Source organism: Cellulomonas sp. P2_B4, assembly GCF_056404795.1.
Map to the genome: position 1 here is coordinate 1 of NZ_JBFUDI010000019.1, position 25,003 is coordinate 25,003.

Annotated in this window: 24 protein-coding genes and 1 pseudogene; 12 read left to right on the forward strand and 13 right to left on the reverse strand. The window is 73.9% G+C overall.

The features are described from left to right. Nucleotides 1–752 (reverse strand): annotated as a pseudogene (locus AC1DZC_RS19615) (hypothetical protein); the annotation flags it as partial. Nucleotides 753–880: 128 nt separating this feature from the next. Between AC1DZC_RS19615 and AC1DZC_RS19620 the strand changes: the two are divergent. The 4 genes from AC1DZC_RS19620 (at nt 881) to AC1DZC_RS19635 (ending at nt 6,853) form a co-directional block, all read left to right on the forward strand. Further along, nucleotides 881–1,213, forward strand: coding sequence for a hypothetical protein (locus AC1DZC_RS19620; protein ID WP_477044425.1), 333 nt, complete (start codon nt 881–883; stop codon nt 1,211–1,213). A 155-nt stretch (nt 1,214–1,368) separates the two neighbouring features. Further along, nucleotides 1,369–1,956, forward strand: a complete 588-nt coding sequence (locus AC1DZC_RS19625; RefSeq protein ID WP_477044426.1) for a protein-L-isoaspartate O-methyltransferase family protein — start codon at nt 1,369–1,371, stop codon at nt 1,954–1,956. Between the two features lie 143 nt (nt 1,957–2,099). Further along, a complete protein-coding gene (locus AC1DZC_RS19630) occupies nt 2,100–6,239 on the forward strand; it encodes a S8 family serine peptidase (protein WP_477044427.1) in 4,140 nt (1,379 codons plus the stop codon). 152 nt (nt 6,240–6,391) lie between these two features. Continuing rightward, nucleotides 6,392–6,853: a DUF3806 domain-containing protein gene (locus tag AC1DZC_RS19635; RefSeq protein WP_477044428.1), complete on the forward strand. Its 462-nt coding sequence runs from the start codon at nt 6,392–6,394 to the stop codon at nt 6,851–6,853. 1 nt (nt 6,854) lies between these two features. Here the strand turns inward: AC1DZC_RS19635 and AC1DZC_RS19640 are convergent, their stop codons facing one another. Next, entirely contained in the window at nt 6,855–7,388 is a 534-nt protein-coding gene (locus AC1DZC_RS19640; RefSeq protein WP_477044429.1) for a ribonuclease H family protein, read from the reverse strand. Between the two features lie 124 nt (nt 7,389–7,512). On the opposite strand from AC1DZC_RS19640, the gene AC1DZC_RS19645 reads away from it, so the two are divergent. Then, entirely contained in the window at nt 7,513–8,022 is a 510-nt protein-coding gene (locus tag AC1DZC_RS19645; protein WP_477044430.1) for a hypothetical protein, read from the forward strand. Between the two features lie 43 nt (nt 8,023–8,065). Here the strand turns inward: AC1DZC_RS19645 and AC1DZC_RS19650 are convergent, their stop codons facing one another. From AC1DZC_RS19650 to AC1DZC_RS19675, 6 genes are all read right to left on the reverse strand, one after another. Then, entirely contained in the window at nt 8,066–9,016 is a 951-nt protein-coding gene (locus AC1DZC_RS19650) for a 5'-3' exonuclease (protein WP_477044431.1), read from the reverse strand. 120 nt (nt 9,017–9,136) lie between these two features. After that, nucleotides 9,137–10,531, reverse strand: a complete 1,395-nt coding sequence (locus AC1DZC_RS19655) for a hypothetical protein (protein ID WP_477044432.1) — start codon at nt 10,529–10,531, stop codon at nt 9,137–9,139. A gap of 91 nt (nt 10,532–10,622) precedes the next feature. Beyond that, nucleotides 10,623–11,264 (reverse strand): RNA polymerase sigma factor, encoded by a 642-nt coding sequence (locus AC1DZC_RS19660; RefSeq protein ID WP_477044433.1) that lies wholly within the window; start codon nt 11,262–11,264, stop codon nt 10,623–10,625. Between the two features lie 93 nt (nt 11,265–11,357). Further along, a complete protein-coding gene (locus AC1DZC_RS19665; protein ID WP_477044434.1) occupies nt 11,358–12,803 on the reverse strand; it encodes a MinD/ParA family ATP-binding protein in 1,446 nt (481 codons plus the stop codon). A gap of 143 nt (nt 12,804–12,946) precedes the next feature. Further along, nucleotides 12,947–13,327, reverse strand: coding sequence for an ATP-binding protein (locus AC1DZC_RS19670; protein ID WP_477041051.1), 381 nt, complete (start codon nt 13,325–13,327; stop codon nt 12,947–12,949). Nucleotides 13,328–13,513: 186 nt separating this feature from the next. Continuing rightward, nucleotides 13,514–13,879 (reverse strand): VOC family protein, encoded by a 366-nt coding sequence (locus AC1DZC_RS19675; RefSeq protein ID WP_477041052.1) that lies wholly within the window; start codon nt 13,877–13,879, stop codon nt 13,514–13,516. A gap of 187 nt (nt 13,880–14,066) precedes the next feature. On the opposite strand from AC1DZC_RS19675, the gene AC1DZC_RS19680 reads away from it, so the two are divergent. The 4 genes from AC1DZC_RS19680 to AC1DZC_RS19695 are packed head-to-tail and all read left to right on the forward strand — an operon-like array spanning nt 14,067 to nt 19,739. Continuing rightward, a complete protein-coding gene (locus AC1DZC_RS19680; RefSeq protein WP_477041053.1) occupies nt 14,067–14,273 on the forward strand; it encodes a hypothetical protein in 207 nt (68 codons plus the stop codon). Then, entirely contained in the window at nt 14,270–17,167 is a 2,898-nt protein-coding gene (locus AC1DZC_RS19685; RefSeq protein WP_477044435.1) for a helix-turn-helix transcriptional regulator, read from the forward strand. The genes AC1DZC_RS19680 and AC1DZC_RS19685 overlap by 4 nt, the downstream gene beginning before the upstream one ends. A gap of 45 nt (nt 17,168–17,212) precedes the next feature. Continuing rightward, nucleotides 17,213–18,289, forward strand: a complete 1,077-nt coding sequence (locus tag AC1DZC_RS19690) for a DNA polymerase domain-containing protein (RefSeq protein WP_477041055.1) — start codon at nt 17,213–17,215, stop codon at nt 18,287–18,289. Next, nucleotides 18,267–19,739: an MFS transporter gene (locus AC1DZC_RS19695; RefSeq protein ID WP_477044436.1), complete on the forward strand. Its 1,473-nt coding sequence runs from the start codon at nt 18,267–18,269 to the stop codon at nt 19,737–19,739. The genes AC1DZC_RS19690 and AC1DZC_RS19695 overlap by 23 nt, the downstream gene beginning before the upstream one ends. On the opposite strand, the gene AC1DZC_RS19700 is transcribed toward AC1DZC_RS19695, so the two are convergent. From AC1DZC_RS19700 to AC1DZC_RS19710, 3 genes are all read right to left on the reverse strand, one after another. Beyond that, nucleotides 19,736–20,080, reverse strand: coding sequence for a hypothetical protein (locus tag AC1DZC_RS19700; protein WP_477041057.1), 345 nt, complete (start codon nt 20,078–20,080; stop codon nt 19,736–19,738). The genes AC1DZC_RS19695 and AC1DZC_RS19700 overlap by 4 nt on opposite strands. Before the next feature lie 57 nt (nt 20,081–20,137). Further along, on the reverse strand, nt 20,138–21,127 hold the full coding sequence (locus tag AC1DZC_RS19705) for a M15 family metallopeptidase (RefSeq protein WP_477044437.1): 990 nt from the start codon (nt 21,125–21,127) through the stop codon (nt 20,138–20,140). A 179-nt stretch (nt 21,128–21,306) separates the two neighbouring features. Beyond that, a complete protein-coding gene (locus AC1DZC_RS19710) occupies nt 21,307–22,152 on the reverse strand; it encodes an alpha/beta fold hydrolase (RefSeq protein ID WP_477041059.1) in 846 nt (281 codons plus the stop codon). Between the two features lie 109 nt (nt 22,153–22,261). Here AC1DZC_RS19710 and AC1DZC_RS19715 point away from each other — a divergent pair, with 109 nt between their 5' ends. The 3 genes from AC1DZC_RS19715 to AC1DZC_RS19725 are packed head-to-tail and all read left to right on the forward strand — an operon-like array spanning nt 22,262 to nt 24,411. Continuing rightward, nucleotides 22,262–23,209 carry a hypothetical protein gene (locus tag AC1DZC_RS19715; protein WP_477044438.1) on the forward strand — a complete coding sequence of 316 codons (948 nt, stop codon included), beginning with the start codon at nt 22,262–22,264 and terminating at the stop codon, nt 23,207–23,209. A gap of 56 nt (nt 23,210–23,265) precedes the next feature. Continuing rightward, on the forward strand, nt 23,266–23,967 hold the full coding sequence (locus AC1DZC_RS19720) for a DUF5701 family protein (protein WP_477044439.1): 702 nt from the start codon (nt 23,266–23,268) through the stop codon (nt 23,965–23,967). 9 nt (nt 23,968–23,976) lie between these two features. After that, a complete protein-coding gene (locus AC1DZC_RS19725; protein ID WP_477044440.1) occupies nt 23,977–24,411 on the forward strand; it encodes a DUF1905 domain-containing protein in 435 nt (144 codons plus the stop codon). Here the strand turns inward: AC1DZC_RS19725 and AC1DZC_RS19730 are convergent. After that, nucleotides 24,405–24,707: a hypothetical protein gene (locus tag AC1DZC_RS19730; RefSeq protein WP_477044441.1), complete on the reverse strand. Its 303-nt coding sequence runs from the start codon at nt 24,705–24,707 to the stop codon at nt 24,405–24,407. The genes AC1DZC_RS19725 and AC1DZC_RS19730 overlap by 7 nt on opposite strands. Before the next feature lie 119 nt (nt 24,708–24,826). Next, nucleotides 24,827–24,997, reverse strand: a complete 171-nt coding sequence (locus AC1DZC_RS19735; protein WP_477044442.1) for an excalibur calcium-binding domain-containing protein — start codon at nt 24,995–24,997, stop codon at nt 24,827–24,829. Between the last annotated feature and the right edge of the window lie 6 nt (nt 24,998–25,003).

Consider the following 25,003-nt stretch of genomic DNA (forward strand, 5'->3'; position numbering starts at 1 on the left):
GCGGCAGCCTGGGCGGCCGCGTCGGCGGCGGCCTGGGCGGCGGCGGCCGCGGCGATGCGGTTGGCCTCGGCGCTCTCGCGCACGTCGGCGGTGAGCTCGGCGACGGCTGCGACGGCGTTGCGCAGCTTGGCGGTCGCGGCGTCCTCCTTGCCGTCGGTCGGCGGGACGACCGGGATCACCGTCGGGGTCGGCGTCGGCGTCGGCGTCGCTGTCGCAGCGGGCTCGTCGACCGGGAGCTTCGGCTCGGCCGGCGTAGTGACGACGGGGGCGGCGACGGGCGCGACCGGCGCGACGGGCTCGGTCACCGCGGGAGCGGCGTCCTGGGCGACGGCTGCCGCGGCGACGGGGTCGACGGACTCGACGAGGTCGTTGAGCTTGACGGTCGCGGCCTCGAGCGCCGCCAGCTGTGCGGCATCGACGGCGGCCTGGCTGCCCTCGGCCTGGACGGCGTGGGCGACCTCGATGGCGTCGGTGGCCACATCGACAGCGCCGTCGCGGGCGGCGGCGACCTCCGCCGCGGCGCGGGCGGTGTGGGAGACGCCGAGGGCGAGGTCCTCGCCGCCACGGGCGCTCGCGGTCGCGGCCATGGTGGCGCAGAGGCTCACCGCGAGGACGGCGACCACGGCTCCCTGGGCGATCCGCGCGGGGCGCAGGACGGCGGCGGCGGGCACGTGCGGCACCGCCGGCGCGGGGCGCGCGGCAGCGTGCCGACCGCCCTCGGGCCGACCTCGTCGCAGAAACTTGTTACTCACGCGTGACACGTTAAGTGTTTCGGACAGGCGTCCAGGACAACTTGAGCCCAAACGCGGGGGAGATCTCGTGCGCATCTTGTTACGGTGTCGTCACACAATTCACAGACTCGGACCGTTAGGCTGCCGCCGTGCCTACCGACGACACCCCTGCGCCGCCTGCTGCCACGGGTCTCGACGACCTCTACGACATCGCCCGCCTGGCCGACCGGCTCGGCGTCGAGCACGCGACGATCCGCGTCTGGCTGTCGCGTAAGGTCCCGTGGCTCCCCCAGCCCGACGGACGGCTGAACGGCGGAGCGGTGTGGCGCGCGACCACCCTCGAGGGCATCGAGACCCGTCGCGAGCGCGGCCGCCCCGGCCGTAAGCCCAAGTACGTCCCGGCGCCCACCGCGGCGGAGGTGCCGCGCACGGGGATGATCCCGGTGGTCGCGCCGGCGGCCCAGACGCAGAGCGTCGGCTGACCGCAGAGCAGCAGCCGCCCCGACACGTCGCGTCGAGGCGCGCGGACGGAAGTCACCGGCACCCATGTCCAGCGATTCGGCACCCCCACCCGGGTCCTGAACGTTCTGCGCCCCCGTCCACCCCGTTGGCGCACTGACGCTCGTAGGCTCGGACGATGCGCAGGGGGGTCGACCCGCAGCGCGCCGACGACGTGGCCGACGCGATGCGCGATGTCGCCCGCACGGGATTCCTGCCCGCCGAGCAGCGCGGCTTCGCGGCCCAGGACCGCCCGCTGCCGCTGTGGCACGGGCAGACGAGCTCGCAGCCGAGCACCGTCGCGACGATGCTGCGGCTGCTGGAGGTACCGCTCGGCGCGCACGTGCTGGACGTCGGCGCCGGGTCCGGCTGGACGACCGCGCTGCTCGCCCGTCTCGTCGGACCACAGGGGCGCGTCCTCGGGCTCGAGCTGGACCCCGAGCTCGCGCGGTGGGGTGCGACGAACCTCGCCGCACAGGGCGTGCCGTGGGCGTCGCTCGAGGAGGCGGTGCCCGGCGCCCTCGGTCGTCCGGTCGACGGCGGCTGGCCGCGCATCCTCGTCTCGGCGGCCGCGCGGTCGTTGCCCGACGAGCTGGTCGGGCAGCTCGCCGACGACGACGCCCGCATGGTGATCCCCGTGCGATCGACGCTGCTGGTGGTCGTCCGATCGCGCCGGAGCACCACCGTCACGTCGCACGGGTCCTACAGATTCGTGCCTCTGCGCTGAGCCGGGTCGAATCCGGAGGATTCGCACCAGATATGGCGAATCGGGTAACTGGTCAGTAACGTGCACGAAGTCAGGCACTCGGTGTGACTTGCGTCATGCCGGGTGTTTGCACGTCGGGTCCGCCGCGAACCAGGGATGCGCACATGTCACGTCGATCGGTCGTCGCCACGCTCGCCACGTTGTCCCTCACGGTCAGCACCGTGATGGTCGGTACCGGGATGGCCTCGGCCGCACCACCACCGACCCCCGACGGCCTGAAGGTCGCGTCACAGGCACCCAAGGCCGGCCCGAACGCGAAGGTCTTCGGCGACTTCAAGGCGGCTGAGGGGTCTGTCACGGCGTTCGTCCAGCTGGCGACGAAGTCCGGCACCGACGTCGCGGCCGCGGGCGGTGGCCCGGCGCAGGTCAAGGCGGCGGCGGGCAAGACCGAGGCGCTGGCCGACGAGGTGGTCCCGGCGCAGGTGTCGGCGCGCAACGCGCGATCGGCAGCCCCCAAGCAGCTCGCGACGCTGACCAACCTCGTGGCCGGCACCCTCGTCACCGGAGACGCGGAGCAGGTGCGCGCGCTCGCCGAGTCGCCCGACGTCGTCGCCGTCTACCGCGTCGTCCCGAAGACGATCGAGAACGCGCACACCGTCGAGTTCACGAAGGCCCTGGCGACCTGGCAGAACACCGGCGTGACGGGTGAAGGGGTGCGCATCGGCGTCATCGACTCCGGGATGGACTACACCCACGCCAGCTTCGGCGGACCCGGCACAGTCGAGGCCTACGACGCCGCCTACGGCACGGACGGCACCCTGCCGATCCAGCCGGGCTCGTTCGACCCGACCAAGTTCTTGGGCGGGTACGACTTCGCTGGCCCCAACTACGACGCCGACCCCAACGCCACGGACCCGGCCGCCACCCCCGTCCCGACCCCCGACGACAACCCGATCGACCCGCCCGGAGGCCACGGCACGCACGTGACCGGCACCGCGGCCGGCTTCGGCGTCCAGGCCGATGGCACCACGTTCCGCGGCGACTACAGCTCGCTCGCGTCCGTCGCCGACTGGAAGGTCGGCCCCGGGACCGCACCCGGAGCCGGCGTCTACGCGTACAAGGTGTTCGGCGACATCGGCGGCTCGACCGACCTGGTCTCGCTCGCCCTGGACCGCGCCGCCGACCCCAACCAGGACGGCGACTACAGCGACCGCCTCGACGTGGTGAACATGTCGCTCGGTGCCGACGGCGCCCCCGCGGACGACCCTGAGAACCTCATGGTCGACAAGCTCTCCGCGCTCGGCACCGTCGTCGTGATCGCCGCCGGCAACGGCGGGGACGTCACGGACATCGCCGGTTCGCCCGGCAACGCCGCCAGTGCCATCACCGTCGCCAACTCGGTCGGCCCGATGACGTTCGCCGCGGTCAAGGTCACGGCCGCGGCCGACCCCAGCCTGATCGGGCTGCACGCCGCGCAGAACTCGGTCGCCTACGTGGGCCCGGACGTGACCGCCCCCGTCGGAGACCCGGGTGCTGGCTTCGACGGGTGCACGCCGTTCACGCCCGAGCAGGCGGCTGCCGTCGCCGGCAAGATCGCCTACCTGACCTGGGACTCCGACGACAGCACCCGCCGCTGCGGGTCCGCCGGCCGGATGAACAACGCCGCCGCCGCGGGGGCCGTCGGCGCTCTGCTCTCCGGCGACCGGCTGATCTTCGCGGCCGGCATCACGGGCAGCGCCCTGATCCCGGGCGCGCAGATGACGCAGGCCACCACCAACCTGCTGCTCCCGGAGATCCAGGCGGGCACGCTCACCGTCGAGATCGGTCCCGGTCTCGACGCGGCCGCGTCCGAGAGCGTGGCCGACGACGTCCTCGCCGAGAGCTCGTCCCGCGGCATCCACGGGTCGCTCGGCTGGGGCAAGCCCGACCTGGCCGCCCCGGGCACGCAGATCGCGTCCGTCCGGTCCGGCAGCGGCACCGAGTCGCTGACGGAGACCGGCACGTCGATGGCCACGCCGCACGTGGCGGGCATCTCGGCGCTCGTCATCGCGGCGCACCCGGGTTGGAACGCGGCGCAGGTCAAGTCCGCCGTCGTCAACACGGCCACGCACGACGTCACCACCGAGCCGAACGGGCAGGGCCTGGTCTACGGGCCCGAACGGACCGGCTCCGGCCGTGTGGACGCCCTGAACGCCGTCTCGACGGCCGTGATCGCGTACAACACCCAGGCGCCGGCGCAGACGTCGGTCGACTGGGGCATCGTCAACGTCGGCCCGTCGACCGTCGTCGCGAAGAAGACCGTCACGGTGCAGAACTTCGCCACGATCAGCCAGCGGTTCACCACCGGGGTGACGCACCCGACGACCGAGGGGGGCGCGACCATCACGGCCTCGCCGGCCTCGTTCGTCCTTCCGCCGGGTGGGACCTCGATCGTGACCCTGACGCTCACGGCCGACCCCGCGACCCTCGAGCGCGAGATCGACCCGACCATGGCGACCGAACAGCTCGGCGTCCCGCGCGAGTACGTGGCCGAGGTGACCGGTCGGCTCGTCCTGACATCCGGGAACCAGGAGCTCCGCGTGCCGTTGCAGGCCGCCGCGCGCCTCGTCTCGAACCTGTCCGCCGGACCCGTGGCCTTCGCCGACCCGACGACCACCACCGCGGGCCTGCCGGTGCACGGTGCCGGGGTGGCGTCCGGCGGGTGGTACTCGCTGACCACGCCGCTCGTCCTGGGAACGCTCAGCCCGCAGCTCGAGCCGACCCCGGGGATCCACACCTCGGCGTCCACCGTCGCGTCCGGAGACATCCGGGCCGTCGGCTGGACGTCGACGGCACCCGCGATCGCCGCCGCCGGTGGTGACCCGGCCGACGGCATGCTCGGCATCGGCATCGCGACCAACGGGGACTGGGCCAGCCTGGGTCTGGCGATGAACCCCGTCATCGAGATCGACATCGACGGCGACGGCACCACGGACCTGGAGACGGACGTCATCAAGGCCGACCCGAGCGCTGACGTCACGATCGCGCAGACGTACGACGTGGCCACGGGCGACGTCGTCGACACCGAGCTGATCAACGGGTTCGCCGGAGACATCGACGCGGGGGTCTTCGACTCCAACGTCCTCGTCGCCCCGATCTCACTGGCAGCGGCCGGGATCCCGGTCGGCGCCACGCCCACGGTCAAGGTCTGGACGTTCTCGGGGTACGCGCCCGACGGCTCCAACGTCGTCGACACGGCACCGACGTTCACGATCGACCCGTACGACCCGCCGTTCTGGTTCGAGAACAACATCGAGGACTCGTTCACCTCGCTGGGCGCCGACGGCGAGGTCCTTCCGGTGCACAAGGGCACCGGCGCCGCTACCGGCCAGCTCCTGGTGCTCAAGAACCAGAACCCCGACCCCGGGTCCCGGTGGCAGACGGTCGACGTCACGGTTCCGACGGCGACCGCCACCACCACCACGCTCTCCGTCTCCGGGGACAAGAAGGCCGGCAAGCCGCTGACGCTCAAGGCCACCGTCTCGCCGAAGGCCGCGACCGGCACCGTCACGTTCCTGGACGGCGCCACGCCGGTCGGGTCCGCGCCGGTGGCCGGCGGCAAGGCGAGCGTCACGGTCAAGCTCGGCGCCGGGACGCACTCGCTGACCGCGTCGTTCGCACCCAGCGACGGCGCCTACGCACCGTCCACGTCACCGGCGGTGAGCGTCGACATCAAGAAGTCGGCGTCCACGACGACGCTCAAGCTGTCCCGCAGCAGCGCGCCGTTCGGCACCCCGACGACCGCGACCGTCAAGGTCAAGGGAGACTCGGCTGCCCCGGCGGGCGACGTGACGATCAAGTCCCGTGGCGTCGTGATCGGGACCGGCACGCTCACCGTCAGCGGCACCACCGGCACGGCGACGATCACGCTGCCCGCCGACCTGGCCGTGGGGTCGCGCACCCTCACGGCGGTGTTCGCCGGCAGCCCGGACGTCTCCGGGTCGCACGCGAGCAAGTCGTACACGGTGACCAAGGCGAAGTCGTCGTCGGCGCTCTCCGCCGTCAAGTGGTCGGTGCCCAAGGGCAGCACCCCGACCATCACGGTCACCGTCACCGGGCCCTCGGGCGCACCCGCCCCGACCGGCACGGTGACGTTCACGCTCAACAACAAGCGGATCGGGACCGCCCAGCTGACCGGCGGGGTGGGCACGATCACGCTGCCGGCCGTCCAGAAGACCGGACCGGTCGTCGCCACCTACGGCGGTGACCGTGGCTTCTCCGGATCGGCGGCGAGCCACACGCTGACGGTCACACCGAAGAGCTAGGCGCCGTACGACGAGGGCCGCGCGATCCCGAGAGGGTCGCGCGGCCTTCGTCGTGAATCGCCCGGTCGGTCGCTCAATCCGCCCTCGCGGCGAGCCGATACGTCGGCATGGGACTGTTCCGACGTGCGGCGAGGCCTCAGGACGGCCTCGAGGTGCCACACCCGCACACCCCGGCAGACGAGAGCCGCGACGTCCGCGTCGAGCCCCTCAACGCTGCCGAGGCCGTCTGGGCTGCCCAGCACCGGGAGATCGTCGCGGACCTGTGCGGTGGGTCCGCCGACGCCCAGACCGTCAGCGACCTGTTCGACCGCGTCCAGGCGATGTGGCTGCAGGGCGAGGACCGCGCCGACTCGACCCCGCTGGTCCACGCCTTCGGCGTCGCGCTGGGCGACCTCGTCGCCGAACGCGTCCCCGGCCTGGTGTGGAGCACGGCGCACGGCGACGGCGCCCCCGAGCTGGTGCTCAGTCACCCCGTGCACGACCTGGTGATCTTCCCGATCGCGTCCGTGGGCAAGAACTGGGGTCACGCGCCGGGCGGCTGGCTCGCGGCCCACCTGCACGAGGCCGTCGGCGGCGCGCTGGCGATCCTGGCCGGCAACCGCTCCACGCACTGACCTAGAAGAGGACGTCGGGGTCCTCGTAGAGGCCGGCTCCGGGAGAGACCGGGGCCAGCACGACGAGCGGCTGGCCCGCGAACGACGGCGGCTCCGGGTCCACCCCGTCGCGCACGGCGCGGGCGGCGATGCCCGCGAGCTCGTCGGCACGCTCGTTGAACTGGTCGCCGCGGTGCCCGCGCACCCACTCGAAGGCGACACCGCCAGGTCGCGACGAGATCGCGGCGTCGATGTCCTGGATCAGCGCGAGGTTCTGCACGGGACCGCCCGACGCCGTCCGCCAGCCCTTGCGCCGCCAGCCGTGGATCCACTCCGAGGAGCACTTGATCGCGTACTGCGAGTCGGCCTGGATGGTCAGGGGCTCGTCGCCGGGGTGCGACCGGATGGCCTCGAGGACGGCCATGAGCTCGGCGATCTGGTTGGTGCCCGAGGCGTGCCCACCGCTGTCGTGCGTGCCGTCGTGGTTGGCCCAGGCCCAGCCGATGGCTCCGCCCGGGTTGCGCAGGCAGGAACCGTCCGTGCTGACCGTGATCACAGGGAGCATTCTGCCGCGCCCGAGGGCCCTCCCGGACGACCGCATCGCCCGAACGAGGGACGAATCGGGACGATGGTGCGCGTGCTGCTCAGGTCGGGCGCCGGATCGGCCGATGATCGTCGGTATGACCACGTACGACGACGCAGACCTGTTCAGCGACGCGTTCACCGGCTTCGGCGCCGCGGCGCCGTCGCGTCAGCGCTCGAGGCTCCTGACGGTGCTCGCGCTGGCGGGCGCCGCGCTGCTCGTCGTCGCCGCACTGGTCTGGGTCCGGCTCGACGGGGACGTCGCGGCACCTGCCGCCGACCCGGCGACCCTGGTCCCGGCGCTCGCCGAGACCCAGCGCTCCGCCGACGAGATCGCACCGAGCGACCTGGCCGACCTGCTCGTCTTCCCGGAGACGACGCGGCTCCTGCTCTCCGACGACGCGGCCTCCTACTACGCGGCCGCCGCGCCCGGCGACCAGCTGTGCCTGGTCTCGGTCCCCCTCGGCGACCTCGTCCGGACCAGCTGCGCCTCGACGGCCGGCTCGCCGAGCGACCTGGTCATCGACGACGTCATGCTGGTCCCGACGGGCGCCACCGCCCCGGCGGGCTGGCACGAGGCGGCGGCGAACGTCTTCGTCAAGGACTGAGCCGCCGTCACGGACGGCCGGTACGCGGTGGGTTCACCCGGCCTCAGAGCATGAGGGCGTCCACCACGCGCTTGACGCTCGACGACAGCCCCCACCGCTCGGAGAGCGCGACGAGCTCCTCGGCGTTCGCGACGACCGACGGCAGCCGGTCGTCGAGCTCCCCCACCGGCGCGTCCGGCGCCACCCGCACGACCGCGGGCGCGACGGCCAGGTAGGACGACGACTCGACCAGCCGGCGGCGCTGCGTCGGGCTCAGTCCCGCGTCCCCCGCGTCACGGGCGACGAGCACCTCGACCAGTGAGCCGTAGCGGTGGATGAGCGCGGCCGCGGTCTTCTCGCCGATCCCCGGCACGCCGGGCAGCCCGTCGCTCGGGTCGCCGCGCAGCACGGCCATGTCGGCGTACCCCGAGCCCGTCGCGACGCCGTACTTGTCCTTCAGCCGGGCCTGGTCGACGGTCTCGAGGTCGCGGATGCCACGCGCCGTGTAGAGCACCCGTACGGGGACGTCGTCGTCGACCAGCTGGAACAGGTCGCGGTCGCCGGTCACCACCTCGACGATCGCGCGGTCCGCGGGCTTGGCCACCTCGCGCGCGACGAGGGTCCCGATCACGTCGTCGGCCTCGTACCCCGGCACCCCGACACGTGCGATGCCGAGGGCGGCCAGCACGTCGACGATCAGCGGGACCTGCGGCGAGAGCGAGTCCGGGACCTCCTCGAGACCGGTGGTCCCCGGCACCTCGACGGCGACCCGGTGCGCCTTGTACGACGGGATCGCGTCGACGCGGAACGCCGGCCGCCAGTCGTCGTCCCAGCAGCAGACGAGCCGGGTGGGCCGCAGGTCGGTGACCAGCCGCGCGATCATGTCGAGCAGCCCGCGCACGGCGTTGACCGGGGTGCCGTCGGGCGCGGTCATCGTCTGCGGGACGCCGAAGTACGCGCGGAAGTACAGCGAGGCGGTGTCGAGCAGCAGCAGCTTCTCGGGGCGTTCGACCATGCGGTCAGTCTGTCAGCCCGCGCCCACCTGGTCCCGGGTGACACGGGCGCCGGTCCCGCGCGCAGACGAACGGCCGGCCCGCTCCCCCTCCAGGTGCGGGCCGGCCGTGGTTCGCAGGCGTCAGGACGTGAAGTCCAGGTCGTCGTCGGCGACCGCGATGACGGTCCACGTCATGCCGTCGGCGTCGGCGAGCTCGTACGTCGGGGCCAGGACGGAGGCGCCGTCGGGCAGCGTGGTGATGGCCACGCCGAGCTTCGCGGACACGAGGGTCACGTGCTGCACCGGCCACGCCAGCGGGCTGCCGGGGGCGGGCGTCGCCGGGACGGTCGGCTCGTCGGAGGGTGCCGGCGCGATCGCGTCGGCGGTCCCGCCCATGGCGGAGTGGGCATCCGCGGCCAGCGGCATGATGCCGCCGTACGACGAGCCGAAGCGGGGGTCGCTGAGCCGGGCGACGGCCTCCGTCGGGCTGATCACGTCGTAGTCGCCGAGGGAGACGACCGGCGCGAGCGACCCGTAGAGCGACTGGACACCTGACGCGACGATCGTGAAGCTCCAGGACAGCCCGGAGCGCTGCCCGTCGACCACCTGGTACGCGGACACCGTGGTCATCTGCGCGCCCGACGAGTCGGTCATGGGCTCGAACTCGAAGCCGGACGGGTCGACACCCAGCGCGGACATCGTGTCCTTCGCCGTGGAGACGGCCGAGTCCGCGCTCGGCGCGGAGCCGGTGCTCGGGTCGCAGCTGGGCCCGGGGGCCGGGGCGACCGCGTCGGTGCCGGCGCCCGCCGCGCCGTCCGCGGGCGGCTCGACCGGTTCGGTGTCGAACTTCATGCAGGACCACGGGTCCCGCGTCGGGTCGTAGTAGGACACGCTCGTGAGGCCGTCGGACGAGATCGAGACGTTCTGACCGGTGCCGTCGTTGGTGCCGACGGTCCACTGGCCGTACTGCTGCGTCGCGGTGCCGGTCACCCCGAGCGCCGCGGCGACCCGCTCGATCGTCGCCTGCGAGTACGTGGCCACCGCGTCGAAGCCGTAGGCGGGCGCGCTGCCGCCGTCGGTGGACAGGCCCTCGGACGCGAACACTGTCCGCCCGAAGCCCCAGCCCGCCAGCTTCGAGTCCGCACCGGCCGCGAGCCTGTTCGCCGCCTCCGGGGCCGCCGCGGAGTCGGCCGCGCCGCCGCTCCCGTTGCTCCCGTTGTCGCCCAGGCTCATCGCAGGCTCCGCGACGGGCGTCGAGCCGGCGTTGGCGCCGCCGAGCGCGTAGCTCCCGCCCCCGATGACCGCGATCCCCGCGACGATCGCCGCGGCCTGCAGCCAGCGCGGTGCGCGCCGGGCGCGACGGGCCGAGAGCTCGTCGACCGGGATCGTCTCCTCGGTCACGACGACCCCCGTGGCCTCCGCGACGGCCGCGTACACGGAGGTGAGGTCCGGGGCGGCGCCGCCGGCGGGGTCGGCGGCCTGCAGCCGCGCGAACGCAGCGTCGTCCTGCGGCTGGGTCTGGTCGTCGTCGTTCATGTGTCTGCCTCCTGTACGGGGTGGTCCTCTGCCCCGTATGTGTCGCGACGGGCGCGGGGCTTGCAGCCAGGACGCCGGCAGACGTCAGGCGTCAGGCGTCCGCCGCGGCCCAGGCCTCGCGCAGCCGGGCACGGGCGCGGCTCAGCGCGGCGTCGGCGCCACCCCGGGAGATGCCCAGGACGGCGGCCAGGCCGTCGCCGACGAGGCCCTCCCAGGCGTTCAGCAGCAGGATCTGGCGGTCGCGCGGCGCGAGGGCGCCGAGCACGGTGCGCACCTGCTCGTCCTCGATGAACAGCGCAGCCGGGTCGTCGCCGCCCAGGACGTCGTCCGGAACGTCCTCGACCGGCACGGGGCGGCCCTTGCGGCGGTGGTTCGCGACGACGAAACCGGCGGTGCGGTAGAGCCACGGCAGCTCGGCGCCGTCGGGGACGTCGTCACGACGACGCCACGCGGTGGTCAGCACGTCGGCCGCGAGGTCGTCGGCCTCGTCGCGACCCGCCCGTCGGACCAGGAACCGGTGCACCGCGGTCGCGTGCTCGCGCACGAGCGCCTCGAACCACGCGTCGTCGTGCGGCACCGCGTTCGCGACGAGGGCCAGTCGCGGCTCGTCGGCCGGGGAGCCGTCGGTGCCGGCTGCGTCCTGCGGCACGTCGTCGCCGGGCACGGCACCGGCAGACGCGGCGTCTGCGGGCGTGCTCGCGTTCTCGGACGTGGACGTGCTGCGCGGTGGCACGGTGCTCCCAGGGTCGACGATGGCCTACACCTCCCCTCTGTCGTCAGCCTGCGCGATCTTGCACGGCCGTCCCGACGAGATGCAGGCGGCCCCTCAGAGCCCGTCGGCGACGGTTGCGGTGACCTGCAGCCACGCGTCGCGGGTGCGCTGCTCCAGCGCCTCGTAGTCGATGGGTCCGCCGGCCACGAGGGCCCTGTCGTGCGGCACGTCGATGACGGTGCGCGTCAGCGCGCCGAAGTGCGTGCGCAGCCGCTTGTGCAGGTCCTTGTCCACCTTGGGCTCGGGCGCGGACAGCACCGTGACCGCGCGCCGGACCGCCTCCTCGTGCCCGGTGGAGCGCAGGGCGTCCAGGGCCCACGCGGCGGACTGGGCGGTGTCCTCGCGGATGGTGGAGACGACGACGATCTGGTCGGCGGCGTCGATCGCGGCCTGCCAGTTGGAGGCGCGCATGTTGTTGCCGGTGTCGATGACGAGCACCCGGTAGAACCGCGAGAGGACCTGGTGCAGGTCGGAGAACGACCGGGCGTCCACCGACGACGCCGAGGCGGAGTTCTCGTCGGACGCGAGCACGTCGAACTGCTCGGTGGGCTGCGTCCGCACGAACCCGTCGAGGTCGCCGATGCGCACCGTGCCCTGCTGGGACAGCGCGGGCAGCGCGTCCAGGAGGTCGACGGCCGTGCGCGTGTGGTCGGCGTGCGACGAGCGCCAGCCGAGCGTCCCGCGCGTCTCGTTGTTGTCCCACGCGAGCGTGTACCCGCCGCGCTGCAGGCCGAACGTCGCGGCCAGGAGCATCGTCGCGGTCGTCTTGTGGGCGCCGCCCTTGGGATTGATGACGACGATCGTCTTGGGCCCGTCGAGCGTGCGCCGCACGGACGCGGACGCCGCGCGACGACGCCGCTCGACCTTGCCGGGCCCGGGGTGGACCGCGCCGAACGTCACGCGCCGGATGCCGTGCCGCCAGCCGTGCTCCGCGGGCCCGCCGTGCTCGACGGGGTGCCGGGCGGCGAGCAGGTCGTCGAGGGTCGGCAGCGGGCCGGTCGGGGTGGCGGGCTTCGCCTCGGCCGGGGCCGGGGCCACCGGCGCGTCGGCCCGCTTGGCGGAAGGACCGCGCGCTGCGGTCGTCGGCGGGGTCACCGGCGTGGCGGCCGGGGTCTCGGGCAGGCCGGCGACGGCCGCGACGGAGTCCTTCTCGCTCACTGCTGCTCCGTTCGGCTGCGGGGCCGCCGCCACGGGCGGGGCGGGCTGCGCCGGCGTCGGCTGCGGCGCGCTCGGTGCCTCGTCGACGACGCCGTCGGGGTGGATCATCAGCGACCAGAGCCCCTCAGGGTCGCGCACCTGCACCGGGACGGGCTGCCCGACGGACACGGCGAGCTCGGCGATCCGCGACGTGATCGCGGCTCCGGCCTCGGCCAGGTTCGCCTTGCTGACGCGCTCGATCACGCCGTCGATCGAGATCTCACCGGTGCCGTCCTCGCGGACCTCGGCGCTGATCTCGGGCAGACGGGTCGCCGTCGACCCCTTCTGACCCTCGTCGTTCATCGTGTCGCTGCCCCTCGTCGGCCGTGGCTGTCCCCCGAACTACGCCCCGAAACTACGCCGGACGGGCGATGCGCGCACCGTCGAACCGCAGGCCAGGGCCCGTCCCTTTCGTCTGGTTCACGATTGTGCCGCCTGAACGGGGTTCAGTCGTCGTCGCGGACCTCGAACCAGACGGTCTTCCCGTCCGGGCGGGGGAGCGTGCCCCAGTCCGACGACAGCGCCTCGACGAGGGCCAGCCCGCGACCGCTCGGGGCCGTCGGCTCGGGGTGCCCGACGACCGGGACGCCGCCGCCGCCGTCGCTGACCATGACCCGGACCACGGGCCCGTCGATGCGGACGCGGACCGTCACGGCGCCGTCGGGCGGACCATGCACCACGGCGTTCGCGACGAGTTCGCCGGTGAGCAGCTCGACCACCTGGTTGGCCGCGCCGCCGATCCCGGCGGCGGCGGCCGCGCGCATGACCCAGTGCCGCGCCGCTCGCGGGGCGGACCGCTCGGCCTCGACGACCAGCTGGGCGTCCACGACGTGCGCATCGCGCTGCCTCGCGCTCGCCGCGCTCCGGAGGTCCCGTACATCGCCCACCCGTCCAGAGTGCCCGAGTCGGGGGGGTCTCGCCCGAGGTGCCCCTTCGCGTCCGGGTGAAGACCGGTCGGTAACCCCCGCGCCAGGGGGTGCTCGCACCCGGGCCTGGGACGGAGGTCCCAGCGGTCAGCGGCGGTGGCTGACCAGCCCGACGAGGTTGTCCTCGGAGTCGCGCACGAACGCGTGCCACTCGTCGGTGCCGGCAGGGCCGAGCGTGTCGTCCTCGTGCCGGAAGATCACGTGCGGCTCGGACTCGACCGTCACGCCGTGGGCGCGCAGACGCTCGAGGGTGGCGTCGAGGTCGTCGACGTGCAGGTACAGCAGGGCGGTCGGCGCGTTGACGTCGAGGAGCAGCCGGACGCCGTCGAGGTCGTAGAACAGCAGGCCGGGCGGGTCGAACCTCGCCGTCGGCTGCGCGCCCAGCAGGTCCGTGTAGAACGCCGCCGCCCGGTCGAGGTCGGTCGCGCGCTGGGCGACCTGAACGAGTCCCATGCCCCCATCGTGCCCCCGTCTGAGGTACCTCAGACCACCTCAGAGCCACCTCAGAGGCGGATCCCTCCACATCCCGGGCCCAGGACCCGTCGGTCGACCGATCCGCCACCCCACCCCTCACGACGAAAGTCTTCGATGTCAGGAAGAAGCGTCGGACGCCCGTCCGGCGGTACTGAGGAGGAACACCATGGCTGAATTCTGGGGAACCGCCCTCGACGGCGAGCTCGCCTACCGCCACGACCGCATGTCCACCGCCCTGCAGCGCCCCAAGAAGGGCGACCGCCTGGTCCGTCCCGACGGGCGGCTGCGCCCGGTGCAGCCCGCGCACCCGCTATTCAGTGCCGCGCGTGGGTGGCTCCTGCGAGGATCAGGGGCATGGCACGTGGCTCGATGAGCACACCGTTCGTGGCACGCGCGCCGCAGGTCGACCAGCTCACGCTGGCCCTGCGGCGCGCCGATGCCGGCGAGCCCACCGCGGTCCTCATCGCGGCGGACGCCGGCGTAGGCAAGACCCGGCTCCTGCGTCATGTCGCGGAGCTGGCGGAGGCGTCCGGGGCCCGTGTCGTCGTCGCGCACTGCGTGGACCTCGGCGAGATCGGGCTGCCCTACCTCCCCTTCGCGGAGGCGCTCGCGCAGCTGCGAGCGCTGGACGCCGACGCGGTGGACGCGGTCGTCGCGGACCGTCCCGCGCTGGCCCGGCTGCTGCCCGGGCCCACCGGTGTCGCCGGCCCGCTGGACGACCAGTCGAGCCGGCTGCAGCTGTTCGACGGCCTGGTCGAGGCGCTCGGCGCCGTCGGGGTTCCCGGGCACCCGCTGCTGCTCGTCCTGGAGGACCTGCACTGGGCGGACGCGTCGAGCCGCGACGTCCTGCGCTTCCTCGTCTCGCGGCTGCGCGACCAACACCTCGTGGTCGTCGCGAGCTACCGCACGGACGACCTGCACCGCCGGCACCCGTGGCGACCGGTCGCGGCGGAGCTGGCCCGGCACCCGCGCGTCGAACGGCTGGACCTCGCCCCCTTCACCGACGCCGAGCTGCGCGAGTTCACCACCGCGCTCGCGGGCGCACCGCTGGAGGAGCGCACCCTGCGCCGCGTCATCGACCGCTCCGAGGGCAACGCGTACTTCGCGGAGGAGCTCCTGGAGGCCGGCGCGGAGGCCGACGAGCTGCCGTGGTCGCTGGCCGACGTCCTGCGCTCGCGGCTCGAGCAGCTCGACCCGTCCGTGCAGCGCCTCGCCCGGATCGCGTCCGCGGCCGGCCGACGCGTCTCGGAGCCGCTCCTGCGGGCCGTCGTGGCCGCGGACGGCGACCCGCAGCTGACGGCGCCCGGCGCGTTCGACTCGGCGCTGCGGGAGGCGGTCGCGCACCACATCCTCGGCGGCGAGGACGAGCGCATCGCGTTCCGGCACGCGCTGCTGGCCGAGGCCGTCTACACGGACCTGCTGCCCGGCGAGCAGTCGGCCCTGCACCGCACCTACCTGCGGGTGCTGAGTGCCGACCCGACGCTGGGCCCGCCGTCGCAGCTCGCCTCGCACGCGTTGCGCGCCCCCGACCTGCCGACGGCCGTGCTCGCGTCCCTGGAGGCCGCGCACCAGGCGCGCGAGGTCCTCGCCCCGACCGAGGAGGTCCGGCACCTCGAGGTCGTCCTGCGGCTGTGGGGCGCGGTGCCCGAGGTCACGGCGACGCTCGACCAGGACCACCCCGACGTCCTCGCCGCCGCCGCTGCGGCCGCCAGCCGCGCCGGGCAGTCCGACCGGGCCGTCCAGCTGTCCCGCGCGGCGGTGGAGGAGACCGGCTCGGACATCGAGCGCCAGGCCATGCTCCGCACCCTGCTCGCCCGGTACCTGCTGGCGACCGACGACATCGAGGACGCGATCCGGGAGGCGTCCCTGGCCGTGGAGGCGCTCCCGAGCGGCAACACCCCGGCGCGCGCGTGGGCCCTGGCCAGCTACGCCCGCGCGGCCATGAACGCCGACCTGGACGACGAGGCCCTCACCGCAGCGCAGGAGGCCGTCGAGGTGGCACGGGCCGCGGGTGCCGCGGACGCCGAGAGCGACGCGCTCACCTCGCTGGCGGTGCTCGTCGTCGACGACGCGGACCGTGCCGCCCAGCTCCTCGACACGGCGCTGGCCCGGGCGCGCGAGGCCTGCGACTACGGCACCGAGCTGCGCACGATCTACAACCTCACGTCCAACCGCTACTACGCGGGCGACCTGCCCGGTGCCGCGGCGATGGCGACCGAGGGCGTCGAGCGGGCCGCGGCACTCGGCATGACCTGGAGCGCGTACGGGCTCGAGCTGCACATGTTCGTCAACCTGGTCCGCTACGTCCGGGGGGACCTGAGCCCGGCCGGGCTGGGCGGGGTGCCCGACGAGCTGGCCGACATCCTCAAGTCGCAGGCGCTGTATGCGGCGGTCGCGCGCGGCGACGCCGACGCGGTCGAGCGCGGCCTCGCGCTCGAGTCGGTGTGGAACCGCGACGGGTTCATCGCGCTCGTCGCGGGCGGTTGCACGGTGGACGCCCTGACCTGGCGGGGCGACCTGGAGGGCGCCGTCGCCCTCGCGGTGCGCCTGCTGGAGTACCTGTGGCGCACGTGGTCCGACTACTTCCTCGGCGGCATCTGGCTGGTCGCGCTGGCGCTCTCGGCGATTGCCGACCAGACGCAGCAGGACCGGCTGCTCGGCAAGGACGTGTCCGAGGCGGTCGCCACCGGCAACCACCTGCTCGCGCGCGCGGTCGAGACCGCCGAGCGGGGCCGGCCACGGGGCGGCCGCATGGGACCGGAAGGTCGCGCGTGGCTGGCGCGGGTGCATGCCGAGCACTCGAGGCTCGTCGGCACCAACGACCCGGCGCTCTGGCGCACCACGATCGACGAGTTCGACTACGGCTACCGGTACGAGCTGGCGCGCAGCCGGTTCCGGCTCGCCGAGGCGCTGCTGGAGGGCGGCGACCGCGAGGGTGCGCTGGTCGAGGCCGGGGCCGCGCTGACCGAGGCCGACGACATGGGCGCCGTGCCGCTGGCCACCGCCGTGCGAGGCCTCGCGAGGCGCGGGCGGCTGGACCTGCCGGGCGTGCGGGTCGCGGGCGCCGACGTGCTGACCGCGCGCGAGGCCGAGGTGCTCGCGCTCGTCGCGCAGGGGCTGTCCAACCGGCAGATCGGGGAGAAGCTCTACATCTCCGGGAAGACCGTCTCGGTGCACATCTCGAACCTGCTGGCCAAGCTCGGGGTCTCCGGGCGCGCCGAGGCCGTGTCGGTCGCGCACCAGCGGGGGCTGATCGGTGCGGGGTGACGCTGCCCTGGGCGACTGTCGGAACCACGCCTTAGGTTGAGCAGCATGTCCCCGTCGAAGGTTCCCGCGGTCGAGCTCGAGGTGAACGGCCGGACCGTGCGCGTCAGCAGCCCCGACAAGGTCTACTTCCCCGAGCGCGGCCTGACCAAGCTCGACGTCGTGCAGTACTTCGTCTCGGTGGGCGACGGCATCCTGGGGGCGCTCCTCGACCGGCCGACGACGCTCGAGCGCTGGCCCAAGGGCGTGTTCGAGGGCGCCAAGCTGGCCACCCGGATGGACTCGACGGGCGACGCGTTCTACCAGAAGCGCGTCCCCCAGGGTGCGCCCGACTACGTGAGGACGGCGCGCATCGCGTTCCCGAGCGGCCGCACGGCCGACGAGGTGGCGCCCAGCGAGCTGGCCGTCGTCGCGTGGGCCGCCAACCTGGGCACGCTGACGTTCCACCCCTGGCCGGTGATCGGCGACGACGTCGAGTCGCCGGACCAGATCCGCATCGACCTCGACCCGCAGCCGGGCACCGACTTCACGGACGCCGCCCGCGTGGCGCCGCACGTGCGGGAGCTCCTGCAGGAGCACGGCATGGAGGGCACGCCCAAGACGTCCGGCGGCCGGGGCATCCACATCTTCGTCCCGATCGAGCCGCGGTGGTCGTTCGTCGACGCCCGCCGGGCCACCATCGCGTTCGGCCGTGAGCTCGAGCGGCGCCTGCCGTCCCAGGTCACCATGAAGTGGTGGAAGGAGGAGCGCGGCGAGAAGATCTTCATCGACTACAACCAGATGGCCCGCGACCGCACGATCGCGTCCGCCTACTCGATCCGCACCAACCCGCGCGCCACGGTGTCGGCTCCCCTGCGCTGGGACGAGGTCGCGGACGTCGCACCCGACGACTTCACGGTCACGACGATGCCCGCGCGGTTCGCCGAGGTCGGCGACCTGTTCGCACCGTTGGTCGCTCGGACGACACCGCGGTACTCCATCGAGTCGCTCCTCGAGCTGGCCGACCGGCAGGAGACCGACGAGGGGCAGGGAGACCTGCCGTACCCGCCGGAGTACCCGAAGATGCCGGGCGAGCCGAAGCGGGTGCAGCCCAGCAAAGACCGTGACCGACCCCGCGACGCCTGACGGCGGGTCCGCCGCCGGGGGCATCGTCTACGCGTCGGCCCGCGGCCGATGGGTCCTGTTTGCCACCGTGCTCGGGTCGGCGATCGCGTTCATCGACGCCACCGTCGTCACCATCGCCCTGCCCAACATCGCCGACGACCTCGGCGCCACGACCGCCGACCTCCAGTGGACCGTCAACGCGTACGCGCTGACCCTCGCGGCGTTCCTCCTGCTGGGCGGGTCGTTGGGCGACCGGTTCGGTCGACGGCGCATCTTCCTGTTCGGCGTGGTGTGGTTCGCGATCGCGTCGCTGGTCTGCGCGGTCGCACCCACGGTCGGGCTGCTCATCGCCGCGCGCGCCCTGCAGGGCGTGGGCGGCGCGCTGCTGACGCCCGGGTCGCTGGCGATCCTGCAGTCGACGTTCACCGGCTCGGATCGCGGCAGGGCGATCGGCGCCTGGTCGGGGCTCGGCGGCATCGCGGGCGCGATCGCGCCGTTCCTGGGCGGCTGGATCGTCGAGGTCACGTCGTGGCGCTGGGTGTTCGGGATCAACCTGCCGATCGCGTTCGTCGTCGTCGCGGTGACCATGCGGCACGTCCCGGAGAGCTCGGACGCGACCGCCGCCAAGAAGCTCGACGTCGCGGGGACGGTCCTGGGGGCGCTCGGCCTGGCGGGCCTGACCTACGGGTTCACGGCCTGGACCGAGTCGGGCAGCCTTGACGCGGTCGTCGTCGGGACGCTGCTCGCCGGCGTGCTGCTCCTCGGCGCGTTCGTCTTCGTCGAGTCGCGCGCCGTCGCCCCGATCCTGCCGCCGGCGCTGTTCCGGTGGCGCCCGTTCTCGGGCACGAACGCCGCCACGCTGCTCATCTACGCCGCGATCTCGGGGATCTTCTTCTTCCTCGTCGTGACGCTGCAGGTGGTGGCCGGCTACTCGCCGCTCGCGGCCGGGCTGGCCCCGCTGCCGGTCACCGTGCTGATGCTCCTGCTCTCGCCGCGCGCCGGGGCGCTGAGCACGATCATCGGCCCGAAGTTCCCGATGACGGTCGGGCCTGTCGTCTGCGCGGTCGGCGTGGTGCTGCTGCTCGGCGTCACGCCCGACACCCCCTACCTCACGCACGTGCTGCCGGGCATCGTGGTGTTCGGCCTCGGGCTGTCGGCCACGGTCGCTCCCCTGACGACGACGGCCCTGGCGGCAGCGCCGGACCACCTGGCCGGTGCGGCGAGCGGCGTGAACAACGCGGTCGCGCGCGTGGCCGGTCTGCTCGCGATCGCCGTGCTTCCGCTGGCAGCGGGCGTCGGCGCCTCGCTCACCGACCCGACCACCCTCGAGCCCGCCTACCGGATCGCGATGCTCATCTGCGCCGGCCTGCTCGCCGGTGGCGCGCTGATCTCGCTGCTCACCGTGCCGAGCAGCGCCGACGGGGTCCGGCCGCCGGACGAGAAGGCCCCCGCCGGCGCCGAGAGCGCCTAGACGCGCCAGACCTTGTCGTCGAGCGGGTCCGGCCGATCCACGACGAGCCCAGGGACCGGGCGGTCCTCGGTGCCGTAGCTCACCGGGCCGACGTCGGGCCGCCCGAGGTAGAGGCCCTGCACCTCGTCGAGACCCTGCATGCCGGGCGCGACGACCTCGCGAGCGGACTCCCCACGCCGCACCAGCGCGCGGGCGACCCTCCAGGCGACGAGCACCGCGACGATCCCCATGCCCGACCAGTACGCGAACGTCCCGACGCGCTCGTTCCCGACGGCCGTGCTCCACGTCAGCACGCCGAGCATCGCCGCGATCGCGACGAACCAGATCCAGCTCCTGCTCATCGGCTCCCCCGCCCTGTGACCCCATCCTGGCGCAGTGCCGACCACCGCGCAGGGGGTTCAGCCGACGTACTCGAAGTGCCAGTACTCGGGGTTGGAGCCGGTCCGCTGCGCCCAGCCCGGCGCGCGCCAGCCGAACGAGGGGCCCGTGCTCACGAGCCAGCTGCGCTGCGCGGTGTCCCAGCCGTACTCGCAGGGCAGCTCGGGCACGTCGAGCGCGAGCCCGGTCCCGTGGGTCGAGGTGCCTGGGGTCGCCGCGACCGTGCCGAGCGCGGCACGCATGGCGAGCTGCGTGTCGTAGTCGCGGTAGGTCAGGTCGAGGCCGAGGTTGTGCCCGAACTCGGCCCGGAACGCGGTGTTCAGCCGCTCGAGCGCGGCCGCCGCGTCACTGCGCAGGTAGTACGGGGTGCCGTGCGGGTCCGTCGCCCAGCTGATCGCGGTCAGCGCGCTGGGCGGGAGCTTGCCGTTGGAGCCGTCGCCGCCCGCGGTCGGCGGGGACGTGTAGAACGGCGGGCCGTCGTAGGTGGTCTCGCACGAGGGCGCCCTGGACGGGGCGGCGGCCTTGGGGGTCGTGGGCTTCGCGGCCTTGGCGGCGGCCGCCGCGGCGTCCGCGGCCTGCTGCTGGTTCCACGCGTCGTGGGCGGCGACCACCGCAGCGTTGCCGCCCGCGAGCGCGCTCGTGAGCGCGCGCAGGTCCGCGGCGCTGTGTCCGGCGGGAGCGGCGAGGGTCGCGTCGGCTGCGGCCAGCTGTGCCGCGAGCGCCTGCCGGACCGCGTCGTCGGCCACCTGCCCCGCGGTCGCGTCGAACGTCGCGCGCGCGCCGTCGGCACCCGCCTGGAGGCCGGCGCGGGCGTCGGCCAGCACGACGGCGGCCTGAGCGCTGTCGAGTGCGGCGTCGTGCCCCAGCGCGACCTCGACGTCGGAGGCCTGCGCGTCCGCGACGGCGGCGGCGCGCTCGGCGGCCTGGGCGTGCTGCGAGGCCACGTCGTCCTGGTGCGAGTCCCACGCCCAGGCACCCCCGGCCACGCCGACGACCAGGGCGGCGGTCACGGCGACGACGACGACACGCGTTGGTCGGCGGATGCGGCACTCCGGGGACGGCAGGACAGGACACGCCCCCCGCGCCCCGCCAGGCTAGCCGCCGCACCCGCGAGCGCCACCCCCGGACGCGACGAGGCCACCCGGGCGGACCAGCCCCGGGTGGCCTCGTCGGAAGACCGCGACGGCCCTCAGCGCACGAAGCGCTGCACGAAGTCGAGGGCGGTCTGCGCCACCGCCTCCCAGCCGTGGTCGATGACGAGCGAGTGCCCGACGCCCTTGATCTCGACGATCTCGGTCACGCCCTCGTTGCGCTTCTGGCGCTTGAACGACGCGTGCGCGATGGCCCACGGGACGGTGTGGTCGTACTCGCCGGAGATGATGAGCAGCGGGCCGCGCTCGGGGTTCTTGGACTTGACCTTGGCCTCGCTCCAGGGGTTGAAGTTGGCCGCGGCCGCCTGGAACAGGGGCTCCCCGGACCCGGGCACCGCGTAGGTCTCGTACAGCTCCTTGGCCTCGACCTCGTCGACCGCGTTGGCGAACGCGTACCGGAACTGGTCGTAGGTGAGCGGGACCGCGCGCTGGTAGTTGGCCGGGTTGGTGAGCACGGGCGACGCCGACTTGAGCGCCGAGATGGGCAGCGGCAGGACACCCTGGAACGGGGCCGGGTCGGCGGCGACGGTGACCGCGGACATCCCCCGGCCCGCGATGATCTGCGCCAGCAGCCCGCCGAACGAGTGGCCGACGACCGCCGGCTTGATCCGCAGCCCGGCGACGGCCTCGGCGACGTGGTCGGCGATGTCGGTGATCCCCTTCTTCGCGAACGTCGACGGGTTGGCGTTCGCCTCGGCGACGGTGTCGGGGTCGTCGGGCCAGCCCGGGGCGATCGTCGCGTACCCAGCGGCCTCGAAGAGGGTGCGCCAGCGGTCCCAGCTGCTCGGAAGGAGCCACAGCCCGTGGACGAAGACGACCGGGGTGAGCCCGGTCGCGTTGGCCTTCTCGATGTCACTCTGCTCGTGCTCGGTGAGGGAAGTCATGGGACCAATCGTGCGCTCCGGACACGCGTTCCACCAGAGGTGTGAGGCATCGGGTGGAATCGCGACCAGGGGGCTCAAGGAGCGGGTCGGCGCGGTCGATCCCGCCCCCATGAACGATGCGCGCTCGACGCTGCCCACCTCCGCGTCCGGCGCCGTCGACATCGCCCCGGGGATCCGCACGCTGACGCCGGGCGAGGTCGCACACCTCGACCGTGCGCGGGCGCACCTGCGCTCCGCCGGGATCGACATCACGGACCCCGCCGCGATCGGCGCGCTCCTGCACCACGCGCGGACCTCGTGGGCGGCGGCGCCGTCGTCGTCGGCACCGCCCGCGGCGATGGTCCTGGCCCTCGGGGTGGGTGTGGGCGACCTGCTGATCTCACGCGTCCCCGGTGCCCGGTGGGCGCTGCACCACGGTTCCGACGACCCCACGCCCACCGTCGTGTCGGCCTCCGGGCTCGATGCCGCGCTGCCCCTGACCGATGTCCGCTCGCGCTGGGTGGGCGGGTGCACGCCCGAGTGGGTCGGCGAGTACGTCGCCGCCGCGGCCGCGCACCTGGTGATGGCCGCGGCGCCCGAGGTCGCTGCGTTCCCGAACCCGCGGCTGGCCGGCGACGACCTGCCGCGCACTCCCGGTGAGCTGCCCTACCCGCCGTCGCCCGCTGCCCAGGACATCGCGCTCGGCGCGCTCGAGCACGCGCTCGAGGTCGTGCTGACCGCCCCCGCCGACACCCAGCCGTTCGCCCTGGTCGACGGCGGCGCCGGACCGGAGGTCCGCTCCTTCGAGGGTGACCCCACGCACGCCCAGCACGTCGCCCGCGAGTGGGTCCGGTCGTCGGGTGCCGCCCGCGGAGCGGTCGCCTGGTACGGCTCGCTGCCCTCTCCCGGGGCCGGCGACGCACCCGCGGTCCTCGTCGAAGCCTCCGACGCCCAGCAGCCGAGCCTCGTCGTCGCGCACCGCTACGTACCGGCCACGCCGGCCGGCCAGGGCCGCGCCCGACCCGCCCGCCCGCTGGGCGACCCGATCATCCTGGGTCAGGGCGACGCGCTGCTCTGAGGGAACACCACGGCCGGCCGGGCCGTTGAACCTTCTCCCGACCCGAGAAGGAGCCCATGGGCGTCCCCGTCACGACCATCGACCCGTCCCTGCCGACCGTCACCGCTCCCCCGTCGCCCGCGTCGACCGCGTTCGACCCGACGTCGTCCTTCGCCGACGAGCTCGAGCGCCAGACCACCGCGTACGTGGAGCTCGGCATCCCCGCGCTGCTGGGCACCGACGAGGCGACGTTCCGGGCCTCGGTGGAGCCGTTGCGCGGCACGGCGCCCGGACCCGCACCGTCGGCCGTCGTCGACGGTGACGCCGTGCCGTTCGTGCTCGTCGTGCCCGGGCTGGACGTCAACGACCTGGCCCCGGCGATGCGTCGCGGCAGCAAGCTCGGCGCGAGCGTGATCGACCGCGAGGAGGCGCCGACCTACCGGGCGCTCGTCGACGTTCCCGACGGCCCGTACCTGCTCTGGGCGATCGACACCGGCTCGGAGTTCTGCAACGTCACGCCGGAGACGGCCCTCGCGACCGTGACCGCCCGCGGCCGGACCCCGCTGACCATCCACGAGGGGGTCGCGCTGACGATCGTGCGGCCGGACATGCTCCGGTCGAACAAGTGCTTCTCGCTCATGGGCTCGCGCACCGGCACCAACCAGCGCGTGCCCGCCGTCTGGATCAGCGAGCGGCGCGCGAAGCTCGGCTGGTGCTGGGACCGCAACCCGCACACGTGGCTGGGCGCGGCCTCGGCAGCCGAGCGGGCGGGGCTCTAGTCTCGGCCCATGCGCTTTCGGACGGTTCTCGAGCTCGGCGGCAAGTCCGCGACGGGTATGCCGGTTCCCGCCGAGGTCGTCGAGGCGATGGGCCGCGGCGCCCGATTCCCCGTCGTCGTGACGATCAACGGGTACTCCTACCGCAGCACGGTCACGCCGTACGGCGGCAGGACCCTCATCCCGGTGAGCGCCGAGAACCGGGCCGGCGCGGGGGTCGCGGCGGGCGACGAGGTCGACGTCGACATCGAGTACGACGACGCCCCACGCACCATCGCGGTCCCCGACGACCTGGCGGCGGCCCTCTCGGACTCCGGCAGGGCCGCCCTGGAGGCCCTGTCGTTCAGCCGCAAGCGCGCGATCATCGAGCCGATCGAGGCCGCCAAGACCGCGGAGACCCGGTCACGCAGGATCGCGAAGGCTGCCGAGGAGCTCGGCGCTCAGTAGGTCTGCGTCCGGACCGGGTACCAGCGCGACCCGAACCGACGCGTCACCGACCGCGCGCTGATCTCCGCCAGCTCGTCGAGCCGCGCGAGCACGGCCCAGCCGACGCGCCGCGCGTACTGGTCGTCGACGGCCTCGTAGCGGACGGTCACACGCGCCTGACCTCGCACGACGGCGACGTCGAACGCCTCGACGGTGGTGAACGACTCGGCAACCTCGACGGCCGCGGGGAGCACGTCGGGAGCGTCGACCCCGGGCTGCAGCAGCCCGACGTTGGCGGTCACGCGGTAGGACGGCACGGGTGAACGGTAGTCAATGAGGACGTCGCGGACGCCGCTCGGCGGGTGACGTCACGGACTGTGCCACGTGCCGTGCAGCAGGGCGGTTCGCCGTCTCCGGGTGCGGCGCCGTCGTCGCGCTACTTCTCGCAGTTCGTGCCGTCGTGGTCGGAGTCGCGGTACCAGTCGTACTCGGGGTCGACGCCCTGCACGTAGGGGCCGTAGCCCGCGGCCTTCGCGTCCTTGCAGGTGTCGAAGCGGGGGTCCGTCTCGGCGGCCGGCGCCGGGGCGGGTGCGGGCGCGGGGGCCACCGGGGC

Bases quoted from the DNA above. Each gene is read 5' to 3' on its own strand.
- AC1DZC_RS19700 (WP_477041057.1), bottom strand. From the start codon at position 20,080: ATGAGCAGGAGCTGGATCTGGTTCGTCGCGATCGCGGCGATGCTCGGC.
- AC1DZC_RS19655 (WP_477044432.1), bottom strand. From the start codon at position 10,531: ATGAACGACGACGACCAGACCCAGCCGCAGGACGACGCTGCGTTCGCG.
- AC1DZC_RS19710 (WP_477041059.1), bottom strand. From the start codon at position 22,152: ATGACTTCCCTCACCGAGCACGAGCAGAGTGACATCGAGAAGGCCAAC.
- AC1DZC_RS19715 (WP_477044438.1), top strand. From the start codon at position 22,262: ATGAACGATGCGCGCTCGACGCTGCCCACCTCCGCGTCCGGCGCCGTC.
- AC1DZC_RS19720 (WP_477044439.1), top strand. From the start codon at position 23,266: ATGGGCGTCCCCGTCACGACCATCGACCCGTCCCTGCCGACCGTCACC.
- AC1DZC_RS19665 (WP_477044434.1), bottom strand. From the start codon at position 12,803: ATGAACGACGAGGGTCAGAAGGGGTCGACGGCGACCCGTCTGCCCGAG.
- AC1DZC_RS19675 (WP_477041052.1), bottom strand. From the start codon at position 13,879: ATGGGACTCGTTCAGGTCGCCCAGCGCGCGACCGACCTCGACCGGGCG.
- AC1DZC_RS19685 (WP_477044435.1), top strand. From the start codon at position 14,270: ATGAGCACACCGTTCGTGGCACGCGCGCCGCAGGTCGACCAGCTCACG.
- AC1DZC_RS19625 (WP_477044426.1), top strand. From the start codon at position 1,369: ATGCGCAGGGGGGTCGACCCGCAGCGCGCCGACGACGTGGCCGACGCG.
- AC1DZC_RS19680 (WP_477041053.1), top strand. From the start codon at position 14,067: ATGGCTGAATTCTGGGGAACCGCCCTCGACGGCGAGCTCGCCTACCGC.
- AC1DZC_RS19725 (WP_477044440.1), top strand. From the start codon at position 23,977: ATGCGCTTTCGGACGGTTCTCGAGCTCGGCGGCAAGTCCGCGACGGGT.
- AC1DZC_RS19690 (WP_477041055.1), top strand. From the start codon at position 17,213: ATGTCCCCGTCGAAGGTTCCCGCGGTCGAGCTCGAGGTGAACGGCCGG.
- AC1DZC_RS19645 (WP_477044430.1), top strand. From the start codon at position 7,513: ATGACCACGTACGACGACGCAGACCTGTTCAGCGACGCGTTCACCGGC.
- AC1DZC_RS19650 (WP_477044431.1), bottom strand. From the start codon at position 9,016: ATGGTCGAACGCCCCGAGAAGCTGCTGCTGCTCGACACCGCCTCGCTG.
- AC1DZC_RS19630 (WP_477044427.1), top strand. From the start codon at position 2,100: ATGTCACGTCGATCGGTCGTCGCCACGCTCGCCACGTTGTCCCTCACG.